23 protein-coding genes are annotated in these 23,526 nt (G+C 64.8%); 11 read left to right on the top strand and 12 right to left on the bottom strand.

Features of this window, described 5'->3' with window-relative positions:
• Window positions 1-113 precede the first annotated feature (113 nt).
• Together Q0R16_RS05005 and Q0R16_RS05000 are read left to right on the top strand one after the other, a co-directional pair.
• Window positions 114-1,376 (top strand): SulP family inorganic anion transporter, encoded by a 1,263-nt coding sequence (locus Q0R16_RS05005; protein ID WP_295632910.1) that lies wholly within the window; start codon window positions 114-116, stop codon window positions 1,374-1,376.
• Window positions 1,377-1,482: 106 nt separating this feature from the next.
• On the top strand, window positions 1,483-1,959 hold the full coding sequence (locus Q0R16_RS05000; protein WP_295632907.1) for a DUF1993 family protein: 477 nt from the start codon (window positions 1,483-1,485) through the stop codon (window positions 1,957-1,959).
• Between the two features lies 1 nt (window position 1,960).
• On the opposite strand, the gene Q0R16_RS04995 is transcribed toward Q0R16_RS05000, so the two are convergent.
• The 5 genes from Q0R16_RS04995 to Q0R16_RS04975 all read right to left on the bottom strand — a co-directional run bounded on the left by Q0R16_RS04995 (window position 1,961) and on the right by Q0R16_RS04975 (window position 5,848).
• Window positions 1,961-2,239 (bottom strand): DUF167 domain-containing protein, encoded by a 279-nt coding sequence (locus Q0R16_RS04995; RefSeq protein WP_295632904.1) that lies wholly within the window; start codon window positions 2,237-2,239, stop codon window positions 1,961-1,963.
• Window positions 2,220-2,804, bottom strand: a complete 585-nt coding sequence (locus Q0R16_RS04990) for a gamma carbonic anhydrase family protein (protein ID WP_295632901.1) — start codon at window positions 2,802-2,804, stop codon at window positions 2,220-2,222. Before Q0R16_RS04990 ends, Q0R16_RS04995 begins: the two co-directional genes overlap by 20 nt.
• Window positions 2,801-3,355, bottom strand: a complete 555-nt coding sequence (locus Q0R16_RS04985; RefSeq protein ID WP_295632897.1) for a GNAT family N-acetyltransferase — start codon at window positions 3,353-3,355, stop codon at window positions 2,801-2,803. The genes Q0R16_RS04990 and Q0R16_RS04985 overlap by 4 nt, the downstream gene beginning before the upstream one ends.
• 10 nt (window positions 3,356-3,365) lie before the next feature.
• Entirely contained in the window at window positions 3,366-4,361 is a 996-nt protein-coding gene (gene hemB, locus Q0R16_RS04980; protein ID WP_295632894.1) for a porphobilinogen synthase, read from the bottom strand.
• A 62-nt stretch (window positions 4,362-4,423) separates the two neighbouring features.
• Entirely contained in the window at window positions 4,424-5,848 is a 1,425-nt protein-coding gene (locus Q0R16_RS04975; RefSeq protein WP_295632892.1) for a M23 family metallopeptidase, read from the bottom strand.
• A gap of 386 nt (window positions 5,849-6,234) precedes the next feature.
• Between Q0R16_RS04975 and Q0R16_RS04970 the strand changes: the two genes are divergently transcribed.
• The 5 genes from Q0R16_RS04970 to Q0R16_RS04950 all read left to right on the top strand — a co-directional run bounded on the left by Q0R16_RS04970 (window position 6,235) and on the right by Q0R16_RS04950 (window position 11,322).
• A complete protein-coding gene (locus tag Q0R16_RS04970) occupies window positions 6,235-8,799 on the top strand; it encodes a helicase-related protein (RefSeq protein WP_295632889.1) in 2,565 nt (854 codons plus the stop codon).
• Between the two features lie 21 nt (window positions 8,800-8,820).
• Entirely contained in the window at window positions 8,821-9,168 is a 348-nt protein-coding gene (locus tag Q0R16_RS04965) for an RNA-binding S4 domain-containing protein (RefSeq protein WP_295632886.1), read from the top strand.
• On the top strand, window positions 9,165-9,503 hold the full coding sequence (fdxA, locus tag Q0R16_RS04960; protein ID WP_295632882.1) for a ferredoxin FdxA: 339 nt from the start codon (window positions 9,165-9,167) through the stop codon (window positions 9,501-9,503). Before Q0R16_RS04965 ends, fdxA begins: the two co-directional genes overlap by 4 nt.
• A gap of 365 nt (window positions 9,504-9,868) precedes the next feature.
• A complete protein-coding gene (locus Q0R16_RS04955) occupies window positions 9,869-10,393 on the top strand; it encodes a CarD family transcriptional regulator (RefSeq protein WP_295632879.1) in 525 nt (174 codons plus the stop codon).
• A 134-nt stretch (window positions 10,394-10,527) separates the two neighbouring features.
• A complete protein-coding gene (locus tag Q0R16_RS04950; protein WP_295632875.1) occupies window positions 10,528-11,322 on the top strand; it encodes a head GIN domain-containing protein in 795 nt (264 codons plus the stop codon).
• Here the strand turns inward: Q0R16_RS04950 and Q0R16_RS04945 are convergent, their stop codons facing one another.
• Complete coding sequence (locus Q0R16_RS04945; protein WP_295632871.1) at window positions 11,323-12,309, bottom strand: L-threonylcarbamoyladenylate synthase; 987 nt, start codon at window positions 12,307-12,309, stop codon at window positions 11,323-11,325. It lies immediately after the preceding gene.
• Between the two features lie 62 nt (window positions 12,310-12,371).
• On the opposite strand from Q0R16_RS04945, the gene Q0R16_RS04940 reads away from it, so the two are divergent.
• Together Q0R16_RS04940 and Q0R16_RS04935 are read left to right on the top strand one after the other, a co-directional pair.
• Window positions 12,372-14,090 (top strand): acyl-CoA dehydrogenase, encoded by a 1,719-nt coding sequence (locus Q0R16_RS04940; RefSeq protein ID WP_295632868.1) that lies wholly within the window; start codon window positions 12,372-12,374, stop codon window positions 14,088-14,090.
• A 9-nt stretch (window positions 14,091-14,099) separates the two neighbouring features.
• Entirely contained in the window at window positions 14,100-14,936 is an 837-nt protein-coding gene (locus tag Q0R16_RS04935) for an ATP-binding protein (protein ID WP_295632865.1), read from the top strand.
• Here Q0R16_RS04935 and Q0R16_RS04930 read toward each other — a convergent pair.
• Window positions 14,933-16,399: a sorbosone dehydrogenase family protein gene (locus tag Q0R16_RS04930; RefSeq protein WP_295632862.1), complete on the bottom strand. Its 1,467-nt coding sequence runs from the start codon at window positions 16,397-16,399 to the stop codon at window positions 14,933-14,935. The genes Q0R16_RS04935 and Q0R16_RS04930 overlap by 4 nt on opposite strands.
• A 92-nt stretch (window positions 16,400-16,491) precedes the next feature.
• On the opposite strand from Q0R16_RS04930, the gene Q0R16_RS04925 reads away from it, so the two are divergent.
• Complete coding sequence (locus Q0R16_RS04925; protein ID WP_295632857.1) at window positions 16,492-16,974, top strand: GAF domain-containing protein; 483 nt, start codon at window positions 16,492-16,494, stop codon at window positions 16,972-16,974.
• A 146-nt stretch (window positions 16,975-17,120) separates the two neighbouring features.
• Window positions 17,121-17,915, top strand: a complete 795-nt coding sequence (locus tag Q0R16_RS04920) for a glycine zipper 2TM domain-containing protein (RefSeq protein WP_295632854.1) — start codon at window positions 17,121-17,123, stop codon at window positions 17,913-17,915.
• Between the two features lie 55 nt (window positions 17,916-17,970).
• Here Q0R16_RS04920 and Q0R16_RS04915 read toward each other — a convergent pair whose 3' ends face one another.
• The 5 genes from Q0R16_RS04915 to mnmG form a co-directional block, all read right to left on the bottom strand.
• Window positions 17,971-19,125, bottom strand: coding sequence for an acyl-CoA dehydrogenase family protein (locus Q0R16_RS04915; protein ID WP_295632851.1), 1,155 nt, complete (start codon window positions 19,123-19,125; stop codon window positions 17,971-17,973).
• 116 nt (window positions 19,126-19,241) lie between these two features.
• The gene (locus tag Q0R16_RS04910) at window positions 19,242-20,111 is read right to left on the bottom strand and encodes a ParB/RepB/Spo0J family partition protein (RefSeq protein ID WP_295632921.1); all 870 of its coding nucleotides are present in this window, start codon (window positions 20,109-20,111) and stop codon (window positions 19,242-19,244) included.
• 107 nt (window positions 20,112-20,218) lie between these two features.
• On the bottom strand, window positions 20,219-20,995 hold the full coding sequence (locus Q0R16_RS04905) for a ParA family protein (RefSeq protein ID WP_295632848.1): 777 nt from the start codon (window positions 20,993-20,995) through the stop codon (window positions 20,219-20,221).
• Window positions 20,996-21,007: 12 nt separating this feature from the next.
• Entirely contained in the window at window positions 21,008-21,670 is a 663-nt protein-coding gene (gene rsmG, locus Q0R16_RS04900) for a 16S rRNA (guanine(527)-N(7))-methyltransferase RsmG (protein ID WP_295632844.1), read from the bottom strand.
• Window positions 21,667-23,511: a tRNA uridine-5-carboxymethylaminomethyl(34) synthesis enzyme MnmG gene (gene mnmG, locus Q0R16_RS04895; RefSeq protein ID WP_295632839.1), complete on the bottom strand. Its 1,845-nt coding sequence runs from the start codon at window positions 23,509-23,511 to the stop codon at window positions 21,667-21,669. The genes rsmG and mnmG overlap by 4 nt, the downstream gene beginning before the upstream one ends.
• Window positions 23,512-23,526: the final 15 nt, after the last annotated feature.

Here is a 23,526-nt window from a genome sequence, read left to right as displayed (position 1 = left end):
CGTGTCGAGCGAAGTCGAGACACGCTGGCCTGGCGCTGACGTGTCTCGACTTCGCTCGACACGAACGGGGATGGAGGCCATTCGGGTCGCATGGTCGGGGTTTGGGGAAAGTCGTGAAGCCGAAATTGCTGACTACCCTGCCCGGCTACACATTCGGCCAGTTCACGTCTGACGCCTTGGCGGGCCTGACCGTGGCGATGGTGGCTTTGCCGCTGAGCATTGCCATCGCGATCGCTTCGGGGGCCGATCCGGCCAATGGGCTGATCACCGCGATCGTCGGCGGGTTTCTGATTTCGCTGTTGGGCGGCAGCCGAGTGCAGATCGGCGGGCCGACGGGAGCGTTTATCGTCGTGGTTTACGGCGTGATCGCGCGGCATGGATATGACGGGCTGGTGCTGGCGACGCTGATGGCGGGGGTGATCCTGGTGATCGCGGGGTTGCTACGCGCGGGCAACCTGGTGGCTTATGTGCCCGAGGCGGTGGTCAACGGCTTTACCATCGGCATTGCGGTGATCATCGGGTCGAGCCAGCTCAAGGACTTGTTCGGGCTGCATGTGGCGGTGCTGCCGGCGGAATTTCTCGCCAAGATGGGTGCGCTGTGGGCAGCGCGGGCGAGTGCGAGCTTGGTGGTGCTGGGGTGCGGGTTGCTGGCGATGGCGCTGATCGTGGCGTTGCGGCGGGCATTTCCGCGCTTTCCGGGCTTGATCGTCGCGGTCGGTGCGGTTTCGGCGATTGCGCTGCTGGCGCACCTATCGGTTGATACGATCGGATCGCGGTACGGGGCCCTGCCGAGCCATCTTCCTTGGCCTGCCCTTCCCGCAGTCAGCATAGCCCGGGTCACCGAACTGCTGCCCTCCGCCTTTGTCATCGCATTCCTCGCCGCGATCGAATCGCTGCTTTCGGCGATGGTGGCGGATCGGCTGATCGGGGGAAGCCACCGCCCCAATGCCGAAGTCATGGCGCAAGGCTGGGCCAATATCGCCTCCGCGCTGTTCGGCGGCTTGCCCGCGACCGGCGCAATCGCGCGCACCGCCACCAATGTGGGTGCGGGCGGGCGGACGCCGGTTGCGGGGCTGGTCCATGCACTGGTGATCCTGCTGGCGATGCTGCTGGCCGCGCCGTTGGCTGGCTATCTGGCGATGCCAGCGCTGGCGGCGGTCCTGCTGTTGACCGCCTGGAACATGAGCGAGCCGCACAAATGGCGTGTCTATTGGCGCGAACCGTTGGCGGACCGGGTGTTGTTGCTGGTCACGCTCGTGCTGACGGTGCTGGCCGATCTGACCGTGGCGATCGGCACGGGTGTAGCGCTGGGGCTAGCCTTGCGCGCGATCGAGCATCGCTTCGGCCCGCAGCCATGGTCACAGCCCGATCGGTGATTTGGTGCTGGCGCTCGGCCGTCTCTGGCGATAGGTTGCGAATCACAACCTTCCTGGGAGAGATACCATGAACCTGCACGCAATGACGATCATCACGTAAGTCCAGATGCTGGGCGCGCTATCGGGCTGGCTCGACAAAGCTGCGGAAAAGGGCGGAGATGCCATCCTCGAAGCGAAGCTGGCCGACGATATGTTCCCGCTTTCCGCACAAGTGCGCGTTGCTTGCGATCAGGCGACGGGTCTTGCCAAGCGGTTGACCACCAAGTCTCTGGTGCTGTCGGACGACAACGATGCGACGATCGCTGCCGCCAAGGAGCGGATCGCGACGACGATCGCGTTCCTTCAGACCGTGACCGAAGCGGATATCGCCGCGCCCGACAGCGCGGTGGCGCTCGACCTGCCCAACGGCATGACCTTCGATTTCACCGCAATGGAATATGCGCGCGACTGGTCGCTGGCGCAGTTCTATTTCCACGTGGGCATGGCATACGCGATCCTGCGCAAGGAAGCTGTGCCGTTGGGCAAGATCGATTACTTGTCATACGGCCTGCGTTATATGCGCAAGGCGCCCGAACCGGCCTGAGTTAGCCGATCCGCAGCAACTTCTGGCGAGAAGTTGCGCCGCGCAACAAGGTGATCGTCGATGGGGCCGCGTCCAGCGCGCGTGCCACCAGCGCGATCACCGCCGCGTTGGCCTTGCCGTCCTCGGGCTTGGCGCGGACTTTGGCGATGGCCTGGCCGCTGTCGATGGTCAGGGATTCGACCCGAGCACCGGGAGTGACGCGCACCGCCAGCCGCCCTTCGTCATCGATCAGCGCGCGCAATTGCGCGGCGTCGGGCAGGTCAGTCGGTGGTCGCGCCAACGGGGTCCGGCTCGGCGCGCAAGGCAGCGGCATGGGCGCGGCCGTTTTCGACATAGTGTGCCACGCCCAGCCGCATTTCGGCAATCGCCCGCTCGTTGAGATCGCGCGCATAAGCGGCAGGGCGGCCGGTCCATAGCTGGCCGGTGGCGATGCGCTTGCCGGGGGTGAGCAGCGCGCCCGCGCCGAGCATGCCGTCGCTTTCGATCACGCAGCCGTTCATCACCGTGGTGGAAAGACCGACGAAAGCGCGGTCGTGCAGCACGCAGCCGTGGATCATCGCCATGTGGCCGACCAGCACATCCTCGCCGATCATCGTGGGGAAGCCGTCTGGCGCGCCGGGCATGGGGCTGTCGCAGTGGATCACGCTGCCGTCCTGGATGTTGCTGCGCGCGCCGATGCGGATCGCGTTCACATCGCCGCGGATCACGCAATTGTACCAGATCGAGGCGTCGGGCCCGATCTCTACATTGCCGATGATCCGACAGCCCGGCGCGATGAACGCGGACTCGTGGATTTTCGGGGTGTGGCCGCGGATCGAAACGATGGTGACGTCTGCTCGGGTCATCCGTGGACTCCGTTCCATGCGCTGCGCGCGATGGTATAGGCGATGTGCGGGCCCAGCGGATCGCCGGACGGCACGCTGGGATGGTCGAAATCGAGATCGCGGCGGCGCTGCATGCCCAGCCGCTCCATCAGGCCCCACGAGCGGCGGTTGGCGGGCACGGTAATCGCCCACAGCGCGTCTTCGGCGTGGAGCTGGGCAAAGCCCCAGTCGATCGCCGCGCGCGCGGCTTCGAGCGCATAGCCCTTGCCCCAGACATCGTGCGCCAGCCGCCAACCCACGTCTGGTTTTCCGGCGATCGGCGTGCCTGGCGGCTCGGGCTGGATGCCGCAGAAGCCGAGCAGGCGTTCGTCGCTCTTGCGCTCGATTGCCCAATAGCAGTGGCCGTACATGTGCTGGTAGCCGCGCTGGCGGTCGATCGCGCTGGACACTTCGGCGCGGGTTTGCAGCGGGCCCAGGAATTCCATCACGCGCGGGTCGGTACAGATCTGGTGCAGCGCCGCCACATCGTCATTGCGCCATTCGCGCAAGTAGAGACGTTCGGTTTCGATCATCGCCCAGCACTCAACCGTTCAGCAATCTCGCGGCGTGCATCGCGTGGTACGTCAGCACGCCCGAACAGCCCGCGCGGCGGAATGCCAGCAGCGTTTCGAGCACCAAGGCATCGCGATCGCCCGCGCCGGCAGCGGCCGCCGCCTCGATCATCGCGTATTCGCCCGAGACCTGGTACGCGAACACCGGCACCTCGAAGCGTTCCTTCACGCGGCGCACGATGTCGAGGTAGGGCAGGCCGGGCTTGACCATCACGCTGTCGGCGCCCTCGGCCAGGTCCATCGCGACTTCGCGCAGCGCTTCCTCCGAATTGGCCGGGTCCATCTGGTAGGTCTTCTTGTCGCCCTTGAGCAGGCCGCTGCTGCCCACTGCATCGCGGAACGGGCCATAGAAGGCCGAGGCGTACTTGGCGGCGTAGCTCATGATCTGGACGTTGTGGTGCCCTGCACCTTCGAGCGCCCGCCGGATCGCGCCGATGCGGCCGTCCATCATGTCCGACGGTGCGATCACGTCCGCTCCCGCCGCCGCCTGGTTGAGTGCCTGCCCCACCAGCACCTCGGTGGTATCGTCGTTGAGCACGTAGCCGTCGTCGTCGATCAGCCCGTCCTGCCCGTGGCTGGTGTAGGGATCGAGCGCCACGTCGGTGAGAATGCCGATATCGCCGCCGCAGGCGTCTTTGATCGCCCGCACCGCGCGGCACATCAAGTTGTCGGGATTGAGCGCCTCTTCGCCGCCTTCGGAGCGTAAGTGGCTCTGCGTATTGGGGAACAACGCGATGCATGGGATGCCCGCTGCGACTGCATCCTTTGCTCGGGCGGCGATCAGATCGACTGACCAGCGTGACACGCCCGGCAGCGAACCGATCGGGTCCTCGACGCCTTGTCCTTCGGTCACGAACAGCGGCCAGATCAGGTTGGCGGGCGAAAGCGTGGTCTCGCGGTGCATTGCCCGGCTCCACGGCGTGGCACGCACGCGGCGCAGGCGGGTGTTGGGATAAGTTGCGCTCATGGCTGCGTCTTTGGCGCAAAACCACGAGGCGGGCAATGTCGGGTGTTTGGCTCGGGCTGCGTTCAGCGCGTTCCCGAACGCCTTCCGCCAAGCGGCACCAACGCCGCCCCGGGCTCGATCGCCAGCAATTGCGCCAGTTTCGCCCGCACCGCATTGAGTTCGGCCGAAAGCTGCGCCGAGTTCACTTGTGGCGTGCGCATCATGAAGCGCGCGGTGCCGGGGTTGATCGGATGCCCGTTGCGCAAAAGCTCGTAATGGAGGTGCGGGCCGGTCGAGAGCCCGGTCGAACCGACATAGCCGATGACTTGTCCGCGCCCGACGCGAGTGCCCGGCGAAACAGCGATGCGGCTCATGTGGCCGTAGCCGGTTGCAAGCCCGCCGCCGTGATCGAGGCGGACGTAATTGCCATGCCCGCCGTGCCAGCCGGCGTAAGACACTTGTCCGTCGCTGACGGCGTAGATCGGCGAGCCATAGCCGGCGGCGAAGTCGATGCCGGCGTGCATCCGCACATAGCCCAGGATCGGATGGCGCCGCAGACCGAAGCCGGAAGTCACGTGGCCGGCAACGGGGGAGCCCAGCCCGACAACCTCTTCCTGTTGTTCCGCTGGCGCGGTCACGTCGGCGAGCGCGTCGACCAATTGGCCATCCTTGCCCCAGCGGACGAGCTGCGTACGTGCCTTGCTGCCGCGATCGAGCCCGGCATAGAGCAGGTCGCCGGGTTGGGCCTCTCCGCCGGCCGAACGACGGTATGACAGCACGAAGTCGAATTCGTCCGAGGGGTCGATCCCGTCGAGTGCGCTATGTTCGTCGAGCGCGCGCAGATAGTCCTGGATTGCGGCGGGCGGTGCGCCCGCCGCGCGGGCCGAGCGGTAGAGGCTCGATCCGACGATGCCGCGGATGCGCAACGGGGTGGCATCGACCGCAATCGCGCGTTTGCCGACTGTCAGTGCGCCACCATGGCGCTCGATCGCCAGATCGAGATCGAAGCGCGCGCGCAACGACAGCGCTTCGAGCGGGCGCGGCGTGCTGGCATCGGCGCGTTCGCCCAGCGTGATCGCAATATGCGTGCCCGGCGCCAGTTGGCCGAGCGGGATCGCATTGGCGACGAGCGCGGCGGCATGCGCGGCATCATCTGCGGCGACGCCTGCGCGCTGCAACATGCGGGGGAAACTGTCCTGGCTGCCGAGCGTGGCGACAAGGTCCAGCCGGGGCCGTTCGGGCGCTGCGGCGAGCGGCATGACCAGCGTGCCGGCATCGGCCAGGCGCTGCGGCGCCGTGCCGTAAGACAGCGGGCGCAGGGCCGCGCTGCGAAAATGGTCGTCGGCCGAACGGTCGATCGCGACGGGAACCGCAGCCGAAAGTGGCGACGTTCCGGGAAACAGCAGCCACGCAGCCAGCATCAGACCGATCAGCGAAACCACACCGCGCCACCAGCGCGGGCTGCCGATGTCCTCGGCCAGGTCGCAAACAGGGTCGAGATCTCGCAACCGTGTGTGCAACGCACGAAAGCGGGCAGTGAAGCCATGGGGATTAGCGTCGGAGGTGGTATTGGTCGTGGGTACGATTGGGGCTGCGGGCGCGGCGAACGCAAGCGCATCGGCAGCAATCAACGCTGACCCCCGCGGCCTGTACACGTATCGCGCCCTTTCGCTTCGGTGCCGACCATGCGCGATTTGCATGCGCGGCGCGTGTCTGCCGGATCAGCAGCGCTGCACAAGCCTGCACCGTTAAAGTTAATCCCGGGTAAAAATGGCGGCTTGCCGGCTGGCCCATCGCACTCTGGGCATGGCCCGCAAGCCATACTGTGTTCGTCCACAGCCCCAAGGGGGCCTCGCGCTTGAACGCATGCGAACGCAATGCCACATTCCATGCCATGCACCGCCCGACGCACGCTCTCCCGCGCCGGCATACCAGCGACCGCGCCGGCGTCAGCAGCGACGGCGGCGCGGTGAAGGCGGTGCTCGGCCCCACTAACACCGGCAAGACGCACCTCGCGATCGAGCGGCTCTGCGCGCATTCGTCCGGCGCGATAGGCTTTCCGCTGCGGCTGCTGGCGCGCGAAGTCTATGACCGCGTGGTCGCGATCAAGGGGCCGAATCAGGTCGCCTTGATCACCGGCGAGGAGCGCATCGAGCCCAAGGACGCGCGCTGGCTGCTGTGCACCGCCGAGGCCATGCCGACTCACGCCGATCTGGCGTTCGTGGCTTTGGACGAGGCGCAGATTGGCGCCGATCCCGAGCGCGGGCACGTGTTCACCGACCGACTGCTTCACGCGCGCGGGCGCGAGGAAACGATGCTGCTGGGTTCGGCCATGCTCGAACCATTGGTACGCAAGCTGGTGCCCGAAGCGGAGATCATCAGCCGCCCGCGCTTTTCGACTCTCACTCACGTTGGCGCGAAGAAGCTCTCGCGCATCCCGCCGCGCAGCGCGATCGTCGCGTTCTCGGCCGAGCAGGTTTACGCCATCGCCGAGATGCTGCGCCGGTTCCGCGGCGGCGCGGCGGTGGTGATGGGCGCGTTGAGTCCGCAGACGCGCAATGCCCAAGTGGCACTCTACCAGTCGGGCGAGGTCGATTATCTCGTTGCCACCGACGCGATCGGGATGGGGCTCAATCTCGATATCCACCACATCGCCTTTGCCGGGCTCTCGAAGTTCGACGGGCATCGCCAGCGGCGGCTGACCCCGGCGGAAATGGCGCAGATCGCGGGCCGCGCCGGGCGGCACCAGCGCGATGGCACATTCGGCACATTGGCGGGGAATGGTTCGAATGCGGAGTTCACGCCCGAAGAAATCTATGCGATCGAAGAGCATCGCTTCCCGCCGCTGACCCGGCTGTTCTGGCGCGAAGCCGAACCCCGCTTCGATTCGGTGGCAACGCTGATTGCCGATCTCGAAAGTCCGCCGCCCCGGCTGGAACTTGCCCCTGCTCCCGAGGCGATCGACCTGGCAGTGCTGAAACGGCTGTGTGAGGAGCCCGAGATTGCGCCCACCTTGCGCGGATCGGGTACGATCGCGCGGTTCTGGTCGGCGTGCCAGTTGCCCGACTTCCGCCAGCAGGGCGCCGAAACGCATGGCCGGTTCATCGCGCGGTTGTGGCAGGATTTGCGTAACGGGACGCTGGGCGCGGACTATATCGCGCAGGCCATTGCGCAGCTCGATAACCCATCGGGCGATATCGATACGCTGCAGGGCCGCATCGCCGCGATCCGCAGTTGGGCTTACATCGCGCAGCGGCCCGACTGGGTCATGGCGCGCGAGGAAATGGCGGCGCGCGCGCGCGCGGTCGAGGCGCGGCTGTCCGATGCGATCCACGCGCGGCTGACCGAACGCTTCGTCAACCGCCGCACCAGCGTGCTCATGCGCAAGACCGGCGCCGATGCCGCGCTGCTGCCGGTGGAGATCGACGATGCCGGCGCAGTCACGGTCGATGGCGAGCCGTTGGGGCATCTCGAAGGGTTTCGCTTCGAGGTCGATGCATCGGCGCGGGCTTCGGACCGCAAGTTGTTGCTCGCGGCGGCCGATCGGCACTTGCCTTCCCTGATTGCGGCGCGTGCGACTGCGCTTGTGGCGTCAGCCGCTGCCGATGATCCGATACTCCAGTGGCGCGGTGCCGCAATCCTGTGGCGGGGGCATCCGGTTGCGCGGCTTGAACTTGGCCGGACGCTGCTTTCGCCGCGGGTTCGGCTGGAGGCCGCGGTCGGGCGGCTAGACCCACCGCTGCGCATTGCCGTTCAGATCGCGCTTGATGGCTGGTCGGAACGCGGTCGGCGGCGTCCACTGGCCGCGCTGATCCGGCTCGACGAAGCCAGCCGCGATCCCGCGTCGGGGCCGGAACTGCGCGCCTTGCTGCTGCACCTGATCGACGGCGGAGGGACGATCGTGCGCGTGGATGTGGGGTTGGACCGGCTCGAACCCGCGCTGCGCGAACGGTTGCGCCGGCTTGACGTCAGGATCGGAGCGCTCGACGTGTTCGTGCCTGGCGCACTAAGGCCAGCGGCGATGGCGTGGTGGAGCCGGCTGGCTTCAGTGAAAGGCATCAGTCATCGCCCGCCGCCCACCGTGATGCCCTCCACCATCGATGCGCGCGATTCGTGCGCCGGCTATCGCCGCGTGGGTGCGCAAGCGTTGCGGGTCGATCTGGCCGAACGGCTGTTGCACGCCGCGCACCGCACCCGCGCCGCTGGTGGCAAGTTGTTCGTGCTCGAACCCGCGACGGCGCGCTCGATGGGATTGACCGGGGCGAGCTATGCCGCGCTGCTGCGCGCCGGCGGCTTTCGCGTGACGATGCCGCGCCGGCTGAGCGAAACCGAACATGGACCGACTGCACCGCCGTTGTGGCACTGGCGCCGTCCCCGCGCCGAACCTGTTGCGGCGCGAATCGCATCTCCGCCGCCACGCCATGCCGCCTTTGCTGCATTGGCAGACCTGGTGCGCTAAGCAGACGGCGCGCGGGCACATATGCGGATCGACAAGCTCCTGTGGTTCCTGCGGCTCGCTAAATCGCGTAAGCTTGCGCAGCAATTGGCCGAAACCGGCCATATCCGGCGCAACGGCGATAGGGTGGATCGCGCGGCGCAGGCGGTGACGGTCGGTGATGTCCTGACGGTGCCGCTGGGTGCGCGTGTGGTTGTGATCCGGGTCCAAGCGCTGCCTGTACGGCGCGGTCCGGCGCCCGAAGCCCAGGCCTGCTACGTGCGGTTGGACACACCGGCCGTGCTGAAGCCTGAAGAGACGCTTGACGCGCCGGCTTCTTCGCCTCTAGCAGGGCGCGATTACGAACTGCCTGAGGGAAGTGCTGCGCCATGACTTACGTCGTCACCGATGCCTGCATCAAGTGTAAGTACATGGATTGCGTCGAGGTTTGCCCGGTTGATTGCTTCTACGAAGGCGAAAACATGCTGGTGATCAATCCCAGCGAATGCATCGATTGCGGCGTTTGCGAACCCGAATGCCCCGCCGAAGCGATCCTGCCCGACACCGAAAGCGGGTTGGAGCAGTGGCTTGAACTGAACACCAAGTTCTCGGCGGAATGGCCCAATATCACCACCAAGAAGGATTCGCCCGAAGACGCGGACGAGTTCAAGGGCCAGGACGGGAAGTTCGAGAAATTCTTCTCGACCGAACCCGGCGAAGGCGACTGATCGCGCGGCTTTCGACCCTGCGACGGCGCGCTGGAACCTTACAGTTCTGCGCTGACCGATGCCCAAGCCCGCAGGCTTGGGCGAATCCTGCCTGACAACATTGCTCAAAACGCTGCGCTGTTTCGCCATACGGGCTGCGCATGTGGCTGTTTTACGCAAGCTCTGGTAATTTTATTACAGAAGTGCTAAATGGGTTGCATACGGCGGTGGACCTTTCCGCGCCGTGTTTCATCACGAGAAGGCAGGTTAACGGCAAACGGAACGCGAGGGCTTGGCGACCGCGATGACGATCGCTTTCCAAGACCGGGTCCGGGGGAATTTTCCCCATTTGCCGCTCACACCCGCCCGTGTCGAAAGGACAACAAATGGCAGGCAAGGCACTCGCCTTCGATGTTGGGGACTACGTCGTTTATCCTAAGCACGGCGTCGGCCGTGTGGTTGAGCTTCAGAATGAAGAAATTGCCGGAATGAAGTTGCAGCTTTACGTGCTGCGCTTCGAAAAGGAACGCATGACCTTGCGTGTTCCGGTCAACAAGGTCGAATCGATCGGCATGCGCAAGTTGTCCTCGGACAAGACGCTGCGTGAAGCGCTCGATACGCTCAAGGGCAAGCCCAAGGTCAAGCGTACGATGTGGTCACGCCGCGCCCAGGAATACGAAGCCAAGATCAATTCGGGCGATCTGGTGTCGATCGCCGAAGTGACTCGCGACTTGTTCCGTGCCGACGATCAGCCCGAGCAGAGCTATTCGGAACGGCAGATTTTCGAAGCGGCCTCCTCGCGCCTGGCGCGCGAGCTTGCAGCGATGGAAAAGACCGACGAACCGACTGCACTCAAGAAGATCCTTGCGATCCTCAACGAACATGCGCCGAAGTATTACGAAACGGCCTGACGGCACGATCGCGGATAAATACGAAAAGGGCTGCCGGGCAATCGGCGGCCCTTTTTCGTGGTGCATCGTGGCAGTACTTGCAGGCCGTGCCGCAGTGTCCTATATCAGTAACACAGCAAGGGGAGTGTTTGCCGATGTTCAAGGACCTGTTTCGTGCACTGGCGTCGGTCGCCGTGCTCGGCATTGCCACCAGCCTGAGCGGCTGTGATGGCAACATCACCATCGACGGGATGAAGGGCGTGCCGCTGGCAGAGCTCGATCTCGGCGGTGCGGCGCCCGGGGAAGTGACCTTGCTGGGACCGGACAAGGTGCATCTCATTTCCGGCGACAAGCTTGCAATCAGCGTCGATGGCAATGACGCAGCCAAGGCGCGGTTGCGGTTTTCGATCAGCGACGGCAAACTCAGCGTCAGCCGCGATCACTGGAAGATGGGCGAAGGCAGCAGCACCGCCACCATCAACGTGACGATGCCGGCACCCAGCAAGCTGGTGATGGCCGGATCGGGCCAGATCGATGCCGATGTGCTGTCGGGCGACGATGCCCAGATCACGATTGCCGGATCGGGCTCGATTTCGTCTCCGAAAACCAATGTCGGCAAGCTCAAGATCGACATCGCCGGTTCGGGCTCGGCCAAGGCGGCCGGCACCGCGCGCGAGCTTCGGAGCAACATCGCGGGCAGCGGCAGCGCCGATCTGGCCGGACTCAAGGTTGGCCAGGCCGATGTGACCGTAGCCGGTTCGGGCAACGCCATTTTCGCCAGCGACGGCGATGTGAAGGCCACGATCATGGGTTCGGGCGAAGTCCGCGTGACCGGCCGCGCCAAGTGCACGGTCAAGTCGATGGGTTCGGGCCGGCTGGTGTGCGAAACCCCGGTGGCTACGGCCAAGGATGATGAAGAACCGAAGGACGATGCTTCGGACGAAAACTGATCAGGCCGCGGCGCGTGCCATCCGGTCGTTGATGGCGGCGCCGATCCCGGAGTGCGGGATCGGCGCAACCGCGATGCGTGGGTGTTGCGAGGCCGCTGCAAGGTGCAGGCACGCGTAAAGCCGCGCGGCCGCTTCGGCCAGGTCTCCGGTTTCCGACAGCGAAACGTTGCCTTCTACCTTACCGAAGCCGATCATGAATTCGTCGTGTCCGGGTTCCGATGCATCGAGGCGCACCGGTTTGCCTGGGGCGTAGTGGCTGGCCAATTGCCCCGGCGCTTCGATGACCAACGTCGTGACGCCATCGCGCAGGCCGATAATGCCTGAAATCGAAGCTTCCTCGATCGGGCCGGGGCGCAGTAAGGCCCACCCCCCGCCCTCGCGGATTGCAACGATGGTCGATTCGATGCCGCGGTGCGTCTTGCCGCCATCCAGTACCAGACGCACCCGATCACCCAGCGATGCCGCAACATGGGCCGCGCTGGTTGGGCTGACTCCACCGCTGCGATTGGCGCTGGGTGCTGCGAGCGGCAGGCCGGATGCCACCAGCAGTGCTTGCATCACCGGATGGTCGGGACAGCGCAACGCCACCGTCGGTAGCCCGGCGCTGACCGCGCTTGCTAGCTCGGCGTCAACACGGCGCGGCAGGACCATGGTCAGCGGTCCCGGCCAGAAGTGCGCCGCCAGCAAGCGTGCCCGCTCGTCGAAATGCGCATACCGTTCAGCTCCGGCAAGATCGGGTACATGGACGATCAACGGATTGAAATCGGGCCGCCCCTTGGCGCGATAGATCCCCGCAACGGCGTCATCGCTGTCGGCCCGCGCTGCGAGCCCGTAGACCGTCTCGGTAGGAACTGCGACCAGTCCTCCTCCGCAGAGCACCTCCACCGCTTCGGCAATCCCGGCTCCGTCCGCCACGCGAATGTGCCCGGTACCGTTGCCCGGCTGGCCAGCTTGCAGCGGCGGTTCATTGTGCTTTGTCGCATCCATGGCTTGTCGCTATAGCCCGCTCAACCGGCCAAGGAACAGGCCGCCGGACAGGATACCAACCGATGGACTTCATTTCGCCCACCGCCGACCAGGTCCTGGCCATGCGCGTTAATGCCGGCATCGATGAACTGGCGCAAAGCGAACGATTTTCCGCGGCGAGCCCCGATCTGGTCGAGGCGATTGCCGAAGGCATCGCCGCGCTGGCGGCGGGCGAATTCGCCCCGCTCAATCGCATCGGGGATATCCAGGGTGCGCGGCTGGCCAACGGCGTGGTGTCGCTGCCCGACGGCTTCGACGCAGCCTATCACCACTATGTCGAGCAAGGCTGGAATGCGATTTCTGGCCCGGTTGCTCACGGCGGGCAAGGCTTGCCGTTCACGCTGGCGACTTGCGTCCTGGAAACGTTGGGTGCGGCCAACATGGCGTTTACGCTGCTGCCGATCCTGACCGTTGGCGCTATCGAGGCGATCGACCACCATGGCAGCGACGCGCAGAAGGCGCTCTATCTCGAAAAGCTGGTCAGTGGCGAATGGTCGGGCACGATGAACCTGACCGAGCCACAGGCCGGCAGCGACGTTGGAGCGCTGCGCTCAACCGCCACGCCGATCCCGGATGGCGAACATGCTGGCAAGTACCTGATAAAGGGTACAAAGATCTACATCACCTGGGGCGAGCACAACCTGGCGAGCAACATCGTTCATCTCGTGCTGGCGCGGACGCCGGGCGCGCCGGCGGGTTCGCGCGGGATCTCGTTGTTTGTCGTGCCGAAGTTCCACGTGAAACATGACGGCGGCCTGGGTGATCGAAACGACGTGCGCTGCGTGTCGATCGAGCACAAGCTGGGCATCAACGCTTCGCCCACGTGCGTGATGAGCTATGGCGACAATGACGAATGTATCGGCGAGATGGTCGGCCACGAAAATGGCGGCCTGCGCGCTATGTTCACGATGATGAATTCGGCGCGAATCAATGTCGGCAGCCAGGGCGTGCAGATCGCCGAACGCGCGTGGCAAGCCGCCCGCTGGTACGCAGCAACGCGGGTGCAATCGGCGCGCGCCGGGAGTGCGGACAAGAACTCCGTCGCGATCATCGAACATCCCGACGTTCGCCGCACCTTGCTGCGGATGCGCGCGCTGACCGAGGGGGCGCGCGCTCTGCTGTATTACACCGCCGGGCAGGTCGATCGCGGCAGCCTGGGCGATGAGGCCGCGCAGATGCGCGCCGAAGTGCTGGTGCCGATGCTCAAGGCCTGGGGCACCGACATCGGCTGTGAGGTGGCAAGCCTGGGCGTGCAGATCCACGGCGGCATGGGCTTTGTCGAGGAGACCGGCGCCGCACAGCACTACCGCGACGCGCGCATTGCGCCGATCTACGAAGGCACCAACGGCATCCAGGCCGCCGATCTGGTCACGCGCAAGCTCGGGTTCGAGAACGGCGGCGTGGTGCAGGCATTGCTCGCCGAAGCTGCTGCTGACTGTGCCGAGGCGCCGCAGCTTGGCTTGTTGGCGCAGGATACGATGGCGGTGGCGCGTTGGATGACCGAGAGCGCCTCGCTCGACGACAAGCTGTCGGGCAGCGTGCCCTTCACCACGATGTGCGCGGTGACGGTGGCGGGCTGGCAGTTGCTGCGGCAGGCGCGCGCGACCGATAACCCCGCCAAGCGCGTGGTTGCGCGGTTCTTTGCCGATCACATCGCGCCCGAAGCGCGTGGGTTGGCGGCATCGGCGATGGGCGGTTCGGCGCTGCTCTACGAACTCGATGCGGTCGAGCTGGCCGGTTGATCAGGCGCGATGACCGATCGTAACGATCTGCTCGCGCGGATTGCCGACGCGCTCGAACGGCTAGCGCCGCCAGTCGACGCCAAGACGGACTGGCTGTCGCACCCGGCCTATGTCTGGGACGGCGAGATAGCGCGTGCGGTGCCAACGCTGGTCGCACCCGCGCTCGACCTGATGCGGGGGATCGATGCGCAGAAGGCTGCTGTGGTGGGCAACGTGCTGCGACTGGCGGCTGGCGCAACGGCGCATGACATGTTGCTGTGGGGTGCGCGCGGCATGGGCAAGTCTGCGCTGTTGCGGGCGGGCGTAGCGGCGGCACAGGCCGATGGGCCGCGCCGCATCGCGCTGGTCCAGGCAGTGCCCGATTCCGGCCTTGCCGCGTTGTTTACCGCGCTCGGCCGCGAGCCGCGCAGCTACCTGGTGTTCATCGACGATCTCGGGTTCGAAGCGGGCGATGCAGGTGGCGCGCGGCGCTTGCGCAGTTGGCTGGAAGGCGGGGTCGAGGCACGGCCCGGCAACGTGCGGCTGGCAGTGACCTCGAACCGCCGCGCGATCGTCGAGCGCCATGCCAGTGAGCAGGGTTGGTCGGTGGAAGATGGGCCGATCAACCCGCGCGATGCGGTCGATGACAAGCTGGCGCTGGCCGATCGCTTCGGGCTGAGCCTGGGCTTTCACAACTGTTCGCAAGATGATTATCTCGCGATCATAGCCGGTTATGCTAACAGGTATGGCTTAGCCTGGACCGAGGCTGAAGCGCTCGAATGGTCGAAACGGCGCGGCGCACGGTCGGGCCGGGTTGCCTGGCAATTCGTCAACGAACTGGCGGGCCGCGCGGGCAAGCTGCTTTAGGGTTTCGGCTGGGTCAGGCTTGAATCCTGGTCAGGCGTTGCAACGAGATTGCTCACGGTGCTGGGGGCCTTCAGTACCCGCCCCGATGAAACGGGCGCGATGGCGGCCGAGGGCGCTGCGCCGGGCGCGATGACCCGCCAGATTACCCCGCCGGTGTCGTCGCTGACCAGCAGCGCGCCGTCGTGCGCGAAGGCAACCCATACCGGGCGCCCGCGGGTGGTTTTCTGATCCTGGTTGAGGAACCCGGTCAGCACCTTGATCGGCTGTGCCGGCAGCACATTGCCGCGCGCATCGAAGCCGACGAACACGACATCGTAGCCCGACATCGGCTTGCGGTTCCACGATCCGTGATTGGCGATAAACGCGCCATTGGCGAACCGAGCGCCCAGCCGGTGTCCGCCGCGCGCGAAGGCCAGGCCGAGCGGCGCAACGTGTGCGCCCAGCGCATATTCGGGCTTGCGCACGTAATCGTTGATGTAGATCGGCAGCGGCGCGTTGACGCGCGCGTCGACGTTGTTTTTCCAGTAGATCCACGGCCAGCCATAATGCGCGCCGATCGGCACGTTGGTCAGGTAATCGGGCACAAGGTCCGATCCGAGCATGTCGCGTTCGTTGACCACGGTCCACAATTCGCCGCTCGCCGGGTTCCAGTCGAGCCCGTTGGCGTTGCGCAAGCCCGATGCGTAGATCCGCGAGGACTTGGTGGTGAAGTCGTATTCGTGGATCGCGGCGCGGCCCTCTTCGGCGGCAATGCCGTTGTCGGCGATGTTGGTCGACGAACCCACCGTGACGTAAAGCTTGGTGCCATCGGGGCTGAGGATCGCATTGCGTGCCCAGTGCGCGCCGCCCGCGGGCAGGTCCATGAGCTTTTCCGGCTTGCCCACGAGTTGCGTGTCGCCCAGCTTGTAGGGGAACGACAGCACCGCGTCGTTGTTGGCCACGATCAGGTGATCGTCGCGGAACACCATGCCATAGGGGGAATTGAGCGCGGGATTGCGCATTTCGAAGCGCTGTTCGGCCACACCATCGCCATTGGCATCGCGCAACAGCACGATCGCGTTGGGCGAGACACCCCCGGCGCCGGCCTTGTTCATCAGCCAGCGTTCGACGATGCCGCTGATGCCGCTTTCGCCATGTCCGCCCGGTGAATTGGTCTCGGCCGCGAGCACGTCGCCATTGGCCAGCACCGTCAGCGTGCGGGGGTGATTGAGGCCTTCGGCAAAGCGCGTGACCGTCAACCCTTGCGCGGCCACGGGTGCTTCGCCCGCTTTCCAGCCGACCGGATCGGCCACGCGGATCGTGGGGATCGTCTGCACATCCGGGTAAGCCAGCTTGGGCTTGAGGCCGGTGACTTGCGCTTCGGTGTATTGCGCGCTCTGTCCGTTCAAGATCCAGGTGCCGAGGCCCAGGAAAACCACGAGGAAGATGCCGATGCCGAACAGGCTTTTTTGAATACGGGTCATGCCGCTTACCTAAGGCGCTGCAACGACAACGGCAATGGGCGCAGACATCCCCCCGTCTTGCGCCTTGTGGGCGACCGAGTATGACGGCAGCCATGTACAGTTTCACTGCCCCCACCGATGCCGGCAAGGCCGAAATCTGGCGCGAATTGCGCGGCGCAGCGGTCGCGCTGACCGAAGGTGAGCCCGACACGGTCGCCAATATGGCCAACCTGGCTGCGCTGATCTGGCAATTCGTGCCCCGGTTGAACTGGGCTGGGTTCTATCGTGTGATCGATGGCGAACTGGTGCTGGGTCCATTCGTGGGCAAGCCCGCCTGCATCCGCATCGCCATCGGTGCCGGTGTCTGCGGCACTGCCGCGCAGAGCGGCGCCACGCAATTGGTGGCCGATGTTCACGCTTTCCCCGGCCACATAGCTTGCGACGCCGAAAGCGCGTCCGAACTGGTGGTGCCGGTGCTGCGCGATGGCGTGGTGATCGCGGTGATCGATCTCGATAGCCCCGAAGTTGCGCGGTTCGACGCCGAGGACGCCGCCGGTCTTGAAGCGCTGGCCAGAGTTATCTCACCCCGCATTTGATTGCACGGTTGCTGCACCGATTCGGGACAGCCCTTACGAAGTTGGCGCGAAGGCATGGTTTGCCGCGGCTTGCGATGCTAAATTTCCCGTTAACGTGATGCCATGCGCCGATTCCGGTGCGGGCAGCGCCTTTCCGGGGACCGAGCATGACCCTTTTTCGTACCACCGCGCTTTTTGCTATGGCACTCGTCGGAGCCACGGCGGCTCCCGCAGTCGCTCAGGATGGACCTCCTCCTCCCCCGACAGGTGCGCATGGCGGCGGCTGGCAGGGGAACTGGCAGGGCCAGTGGCAAGCGCCCGAAAACCGCGTCTACAACGGCACCTGGAGCGGGACATACGAACGCGGCGGTTATCCCGGTGGCTCGATGTCGCAGATGGATGGCCCCCCTCCTGAAGGGCCTGCGGGCGGATGGGCGCCGCCGCGCGACGAGCATTGGCAGCGGATGGTGGAACGGTGCAGCAGCGATCACCGCGGCGGCAAGATCGGCGGCGCGGTCATCGGCGGTGTTGTCGGCGGGGTGATCGGAAACCGGCTGGCCGATGGCAATCGCACGCTCGGCACGGTGATCGGCGCGGGCGCGGGAGCGCTGGGCGGTGCCGCCGTTGGCGGAGCGATCGATCGCCGGCATGATCGCGAGTGCGACGAATTCTTCCATTCGGCCGGGCCTGGCGGAGCGCCCTACCCTGGCGGACCTGGCGGATGGGGTCCACCGGCCGGTCCGGGCGGATATGGCCCTGGCGGTTATGGTTATGGGTACATGTGGGTGCCGGTCATGATCCAGGGCGGCGGCCGCGGCTACACCGAGACCGTGACGACGACCGAAGAGTTCGTCGATGATGGCGGATCGCGCCGCGTGATTTATCGGAAGCCTGCCCGGATCATTCACCGCGCTCCGCCGCGCCGTGTCCACGACAAGCGCGTTTACATCGGCGGTAGCTGAGCACTGCAGTCCAAACCGGCCGGGCGGATCGCAATCCGCCCGGCCGTTCGCGCCATCAGAGCTTGCGCCCGATCAGTTCCTTCATGATCTCGTTGGTCCCGCCGAAGATACGGGTCACGCGTGCGCCACGCCACATCCGCGCGATCGGGTATTCGTTCATGTAGCCCGCGCCGCCGTGCAATTGCAGGCACTTGTCCATAACTTCCCACTGCAGTTCGGTATGCCACAGCTTGGCTGCTGCGCCTTCCTCTGCCGTCAGTTCGTGCCGGAGCAGACGTGCCAGTGCCCAATCGAGGTGCGCCCAACCGACTTGCAGCTTCGACTTGAGATCGGCCAAGGTAAACCGGGTGTTCTGAAAATCGAGCACGGCCTTGCCGAATGCTTTGCGGTCGCGCGCGAATCCGACCGTCATGTCGAAGGCCCGCTGCGCGCTGGCTTGCGCCGAGACCGCGATGCTCAGCCGTTCCTGCGGCAATTCGCTCATCAGATAGACGAAGCCCTTGCCCTCTTCACCCAGGCAGTTGGTGATCGGCACGCGCACGTCTTCGAAAAACAGTTCCGACGTATCGGCTTCATCTTGCCCGATCTTGTCGAGGTTGCGGCCCCGCTTGAAGCCTTCGCGGTTTGCCTCGACCAGCACAATCGACACGCCCTTCCACTTCGGCTCGATTTCGGTGTCGGTCTTGACGCAAACCAGGATCAGATCGGCATTCTGGCCATTGGTGATGTAGGTCTTCGACCCGTTGATAACGTAGTGATTGCCGTCTTTTTTGGCTGTGGTCCGCATGGCTTGAAGATCCGATCCGGTGCCCGGTTCGGTCATCGCAATCGCGGTAATGACCTCGCCCGCGACCATCTTGGGCAGCCAGTGTTTCTTTTGTTCTTCCGAGCCATAGGAAACGATATAATTGGTGACGATGTCCGATTGCAGCGAAAATCCGGTCGTAGCGCCGCCGTAATAGGCGCTTTCTTCGTCCACGATCGCATTGTAGCCGAAATCGAGGCCGAGCCCGCCGTATTCTTCGGGCACTGTCGGGCACAGCAAACCGAGTTCGCCGGCCTTAGGCCAGATCGATTTAGGCACGATTTTGGCTTCGCCCCACTCGGCTGCGTGCGGCGCAATTTCTTCGAGCATGAACCGCCGTACTGTCTGGCGAAACGCCTCGTGATCATCGTTGTAAGCGGTGCGAGCGAGCGAATCGAGCGACATGATTGGTCCCTTCCCGGATGCGGTTCTGGCTATTGCCTGCGAACCTAGTGGTGTCCGGTGTTTCGGGTCAATCGTGAATTTAATCGCTCGATTAAATTAAACGGAATTCAACGTGCTCAGATGCCCCCACCGGTCAGTCGCTGGCAGATCAAGTCGAGTTGATCCAATGTGCGATAGCGGATCGTGACCGAGCCGGTGCGCGGATCGGCGTCGGTCTGGATCGCAACCTTGAGGCCGAGAAATTCTTCGAGATGCGCCTGGACTGCGGCGATATCGGCCGAGTTCGACGGATCACGCCCCGCCCGCGCACGTCGCGGCGCACTGGCCTCGTCACCCTTGGCGGCGCGCTTGGCGAGCCGTTCCGCATCGCGTACCGAAAGCCCCTTGGCCACAATCTGGCGGGCGATAGGCGCAGGATCGGGCAGCGCGGCGAGCGCGCGGGCGTGGCCCATGGTGAGCGCACCTGTTTCGAGCTGGGTCAGCACCTCATCGGGCAACCCAAGCAAACGCATCAGATTGGCGACGTGGCTGCGCGATTTGTCGACGAATTCGGCGATTTCCTGTTGGGTAAGGCCATCGCGTTCCGACAGCCGATGGTAGGCGCGCGCTTCTTCGACCGGGTTGAGGTCCTCACGCTGAAGGTTTTCGATCAGTGCCAGCGCGGTCACTTCGCGCTCATCGAGCTGGCGCACGATGGCTGGGATTTCGTGGACCTTGGCGCGCTGGGCAGCGCGCCAGCGGCGTTCGCCCGCGACGAGCTGGAAGCGGTTGTTCCCCAAAGGTCGGACAACTACTGGCTGGATCACGCCGCGCGCCGCGATCGATCGGGCCAGGTCATCGAGCGCGGCTTCGTCGAAATGGCGGCGCGGCTGATCGGGATGCGATTCGATGTCTGCCACCGCCAGCATGGCCAGGCCGGTTTCGGCCGGGGCAGACGGGTCTCCGGCCGATCGCGCGAGGGGTTCTTCGCGCCGGGTCTCGCCCATCAGCGCGCCCAGGCCCCGCCCCAGTGCACTGCGGCGCGCGGGTCCCGTTGCCGGCGCCGGCGTTGGTGTCTGGCCGGTGATCCGGATGACCTGGTCGTCGCCGCCGCTCATGCCGCCTTCCTCTGCTTGGGCAATCGCGCGATCAGTTCACGCGCCAATTGCATATAGGCCTGTGATCCGGCGCAGGCGTGATCGTAGACCAGCGCGGGTAGCCCATGGCTCGGTGCTTCGGAAAGCCGCACGTTGCGCGGAATTACCGCTTCGAACACCAGTTCGCGCAAGCATGAACGGACGTCGTCGGCGACCTGGTCAGTCAGGCGGTTACGCCGATCGAACATGGTGAGCACAATGCCGATAATGCCGAGATTGGCGTTGAAGCGCTGCTGCACGCGCTCCACCGTCTGCAAAAGCTGGCTCAGGCCTTCGAGTGCGAAGAATTCGCATTGCAACGGCACTAGCAAGGTGTCCGCCGCCGATAATGCGTTGAGCGTGAGCAGGCCCAGCGAGGGCGGGCAATCGATCATGCAGATATCATGGCCCGTATGCTGTGAGAGTATCGACCGCAGCCGGCCGGTGCGATCCTCGACGCTGACCAGTTCGACTTCGGCGCCCGACAAATCGACCGTGGCCGGCACGATATCGAGCCCGGGGATGCGCGTGGGCATGAGGCAGTCGGCAATCGGCGCCTCGTCGATGATAACGTCGTAACTCGAACGGAGCCGTTCGCCGGTCGAAATGCCGATGCCGGTCGATGCGTTGCCTTGCGGGTCGAGATCGAGCAGCAGCACGCGCCAGCCCGTAGCAGCCAGTGCGGTTGCGATGTTGATCGCGGTGGTGGTCTTGCCGACGCCGCCCTTCTGGTTCGCAACTGCGATGGTGATCATTCTGGTCGTCCTTTAGGAGCCGTGTGATCGGGTTTGACTGGCATCGAAACCCAGCAATCGGCCCGTCACGATACCGGCTGCCGGATCAGTGATCGATTGTTCCACGTGGAACATGTGATTCCAGCGCCCTGACAGCATTTCCAGTTCTTGCGCTGCCTTTGCCCCCTTGGGCAACAACCAATGCGTGTGCGGTGTGGAAAAGCGTGCGGAAACTTCGATGAGCGTCTCCAGCGGCGCAAAGGCGCGTGCTGAAATCGTGCCATATGTGCCTGGCGGCAATTGTTCGACGCGCGACAGGACGGTTTGCGCGTTATCCAGTTGCAAAGCTCCCGCCGCACTCTGCAGCCAATCGGCTCGCAACCGTCGAGAATCCACCATCTGGACTTGAATGTCGGGTCGACAGATTGCGATCACGAGGCCAGGGAAGCCCGCTCCTGTTCCAAGATCGAGCCACGGCCCGGATGACAATGTTCCACGTGGAACAGTCAGCAGTTGCGCGCTGTCGGCAAAATGCCTGACCCAGAGACTGTCCAGCGAAGCCTTCGAGACAAGGTTCTGCCGGGCATTCTCGGCCGTCAAAAGCTCTGCCAGCACTCCGAGCCGGGACATAGCGAGTGAATCGACATCGAGCACATCCTGAAACCAGGATCGAGCCTCGGCTTCGGTTGTGATCATGCCGCCAATCGCTTGGCATGGACAAGCAATGTAGCGAGGGCCGCAGGCGTAATGCCCCCCACACGCCCCGCCGCGGCGAGCGTTTGGGGTTGGGCCAGGGTCAGCCGCTCGGCCATCTCGGCTGAGAGGCCGGGTATCGTGCGGTACGGAAAATCATCACCCAAGGGCACAGCCTCACCGGCCCGCAAGTCGCGCAATTCCGCATCCTGCCTCGCGAGGTAAGGTGCATATGCCGCATCCTCCGAGACTTCTTCGGCCAATTGCGGATCGATCGCGGCGAATTCACCAAGCCATGGTCCGAGCAATTCCAGCGTAACACCGGGGAAGCGTAACCATTCGCCCAATGGCATCCGGGAGCCGTCAGGCTTGATGGGCAGGCCGGCTCGAGCCAATTCGGATGCACTGGCTTCCCGAGCAAGCTTGGTCTCGATCGCAGAGCGGTCCGCTGCCCATTTGCCGAACCACGCTTGCCGCTCGGCCCCGATGCAACCCATTTCGATTCCGTGCGGGGTAAGACGCGTGGCCGCATTGTTGGCCCGCAGGCGCAGGCGATATTCTGCGCGCGATGTCAGCATCCGGTAGGGTTCGCTCACACCATGCAGTGTCAGATCGTCGATCATGACTGCGATGTAGCTGTTGGCCCGATCCAGCGCTGGAGGAATCTGGTTCAACGCACGCGACGCCGCGAACATCCCGGCGGCCAAACCTTGCGCCGCCGCTTCTTCGTACCCTGTTGTTCCGTTGATCTGGCCTGCGCAATACAGGCCAGGAATGGCCTTGACCGCCAGGCCCGAATCGAGCGCGCGCGGATCGATGTGATCATATTCCACCGCATAACCGGGCGTGGTGATCAGTACGTGCTCAAGCCCTTCGATGCTGCGCATCATTGCAAGTTGCACATCGCTTGGCAGCGATGTGCTCACCCCGTTGGGATAGATCGCCGAATCATCGAGTCCCTCTGGTTCGAGGAAAATCTGGTGACCGTCGCGGTCGCCGAAACGGTGGATCTTGTCCTCGATCGAGGGGCAATAGCGTGGGCCGGCGGCGCCGATCGCCCCGGTGAATAGCGGAGACCGGTCCAGCGCGGCGCGGATGATATCGTGCGTCGCCACGTTGGTCCGTGCGATGGCGCAGTGAAGTTGCGGCAGCACGCGACCTACACTCATTGGCGACATTGTCCATGGATCGGCATCGCTGGGTTGTTCAGGAAGCCGCGCCCAGTCGATCGTCCGCCCATCGAGCCTGGGCGGTGTTCCGGTCTTGAGTCGCGCCATCGGCAGTGCCTCGCGCAACTGCTCGGCGAGGCGCAATGCCGAAGCTTCGCCGATACGGCCGCCGTTCATGCGCTCTTCACCGCGAAACAGCCGGCCGCCGAGAAAGGTGCCGGTGCAGAGGATCACGGCGGACGCCGCGATGTGCTGGCCATCGGCAAGATCGAGCCCGCACACTTTTCCCGATGCCATCTGCAAATCAGCCGCCTCGCCAGCTATGATGGTCAATCCGCTTTGGGCCGACAGCATCGACTGGATGGCAGCACGAAAGCGTTTTCGGTCTGCCTGGACACGCGGGCCGCGCACAGCGCTGCCCTTCGATCGGTTGAGCATACGGTAGTGGATGGCGGCGGCGTCGGCCGCGCGGGCAATCAGTCCATCGAAGGCATCGACTTCACGGACGAGGTGGCCTTTGCCCAATCCACCGATCGCCGGGTTGCAGCTCATCGCGCCGATTGTCGCCGGATCGAAGCTGACGAGCGCCACCCGCGCACCCATCCGCGCGGCAACCGCGGCGGCTTCGCACCCGGCATGGCCACCACCCACCACGATCACGTCGAATTCCTGCATCGCCAGTCCGATACA

The organism is Novosphingobium sp., from assembly GCF_025351285.1.
GTDB lineage: Bacteria > Pseudomonadota > Alphaproteobacteria > Sphingomonadales > Sphingomonadaceae > Novosphingobium.
The sequence above is the reverse complement of the archived record's forward strand: the minus strand, read 5'-3'. Positions and strand labels throughout refer to the sequence as shown.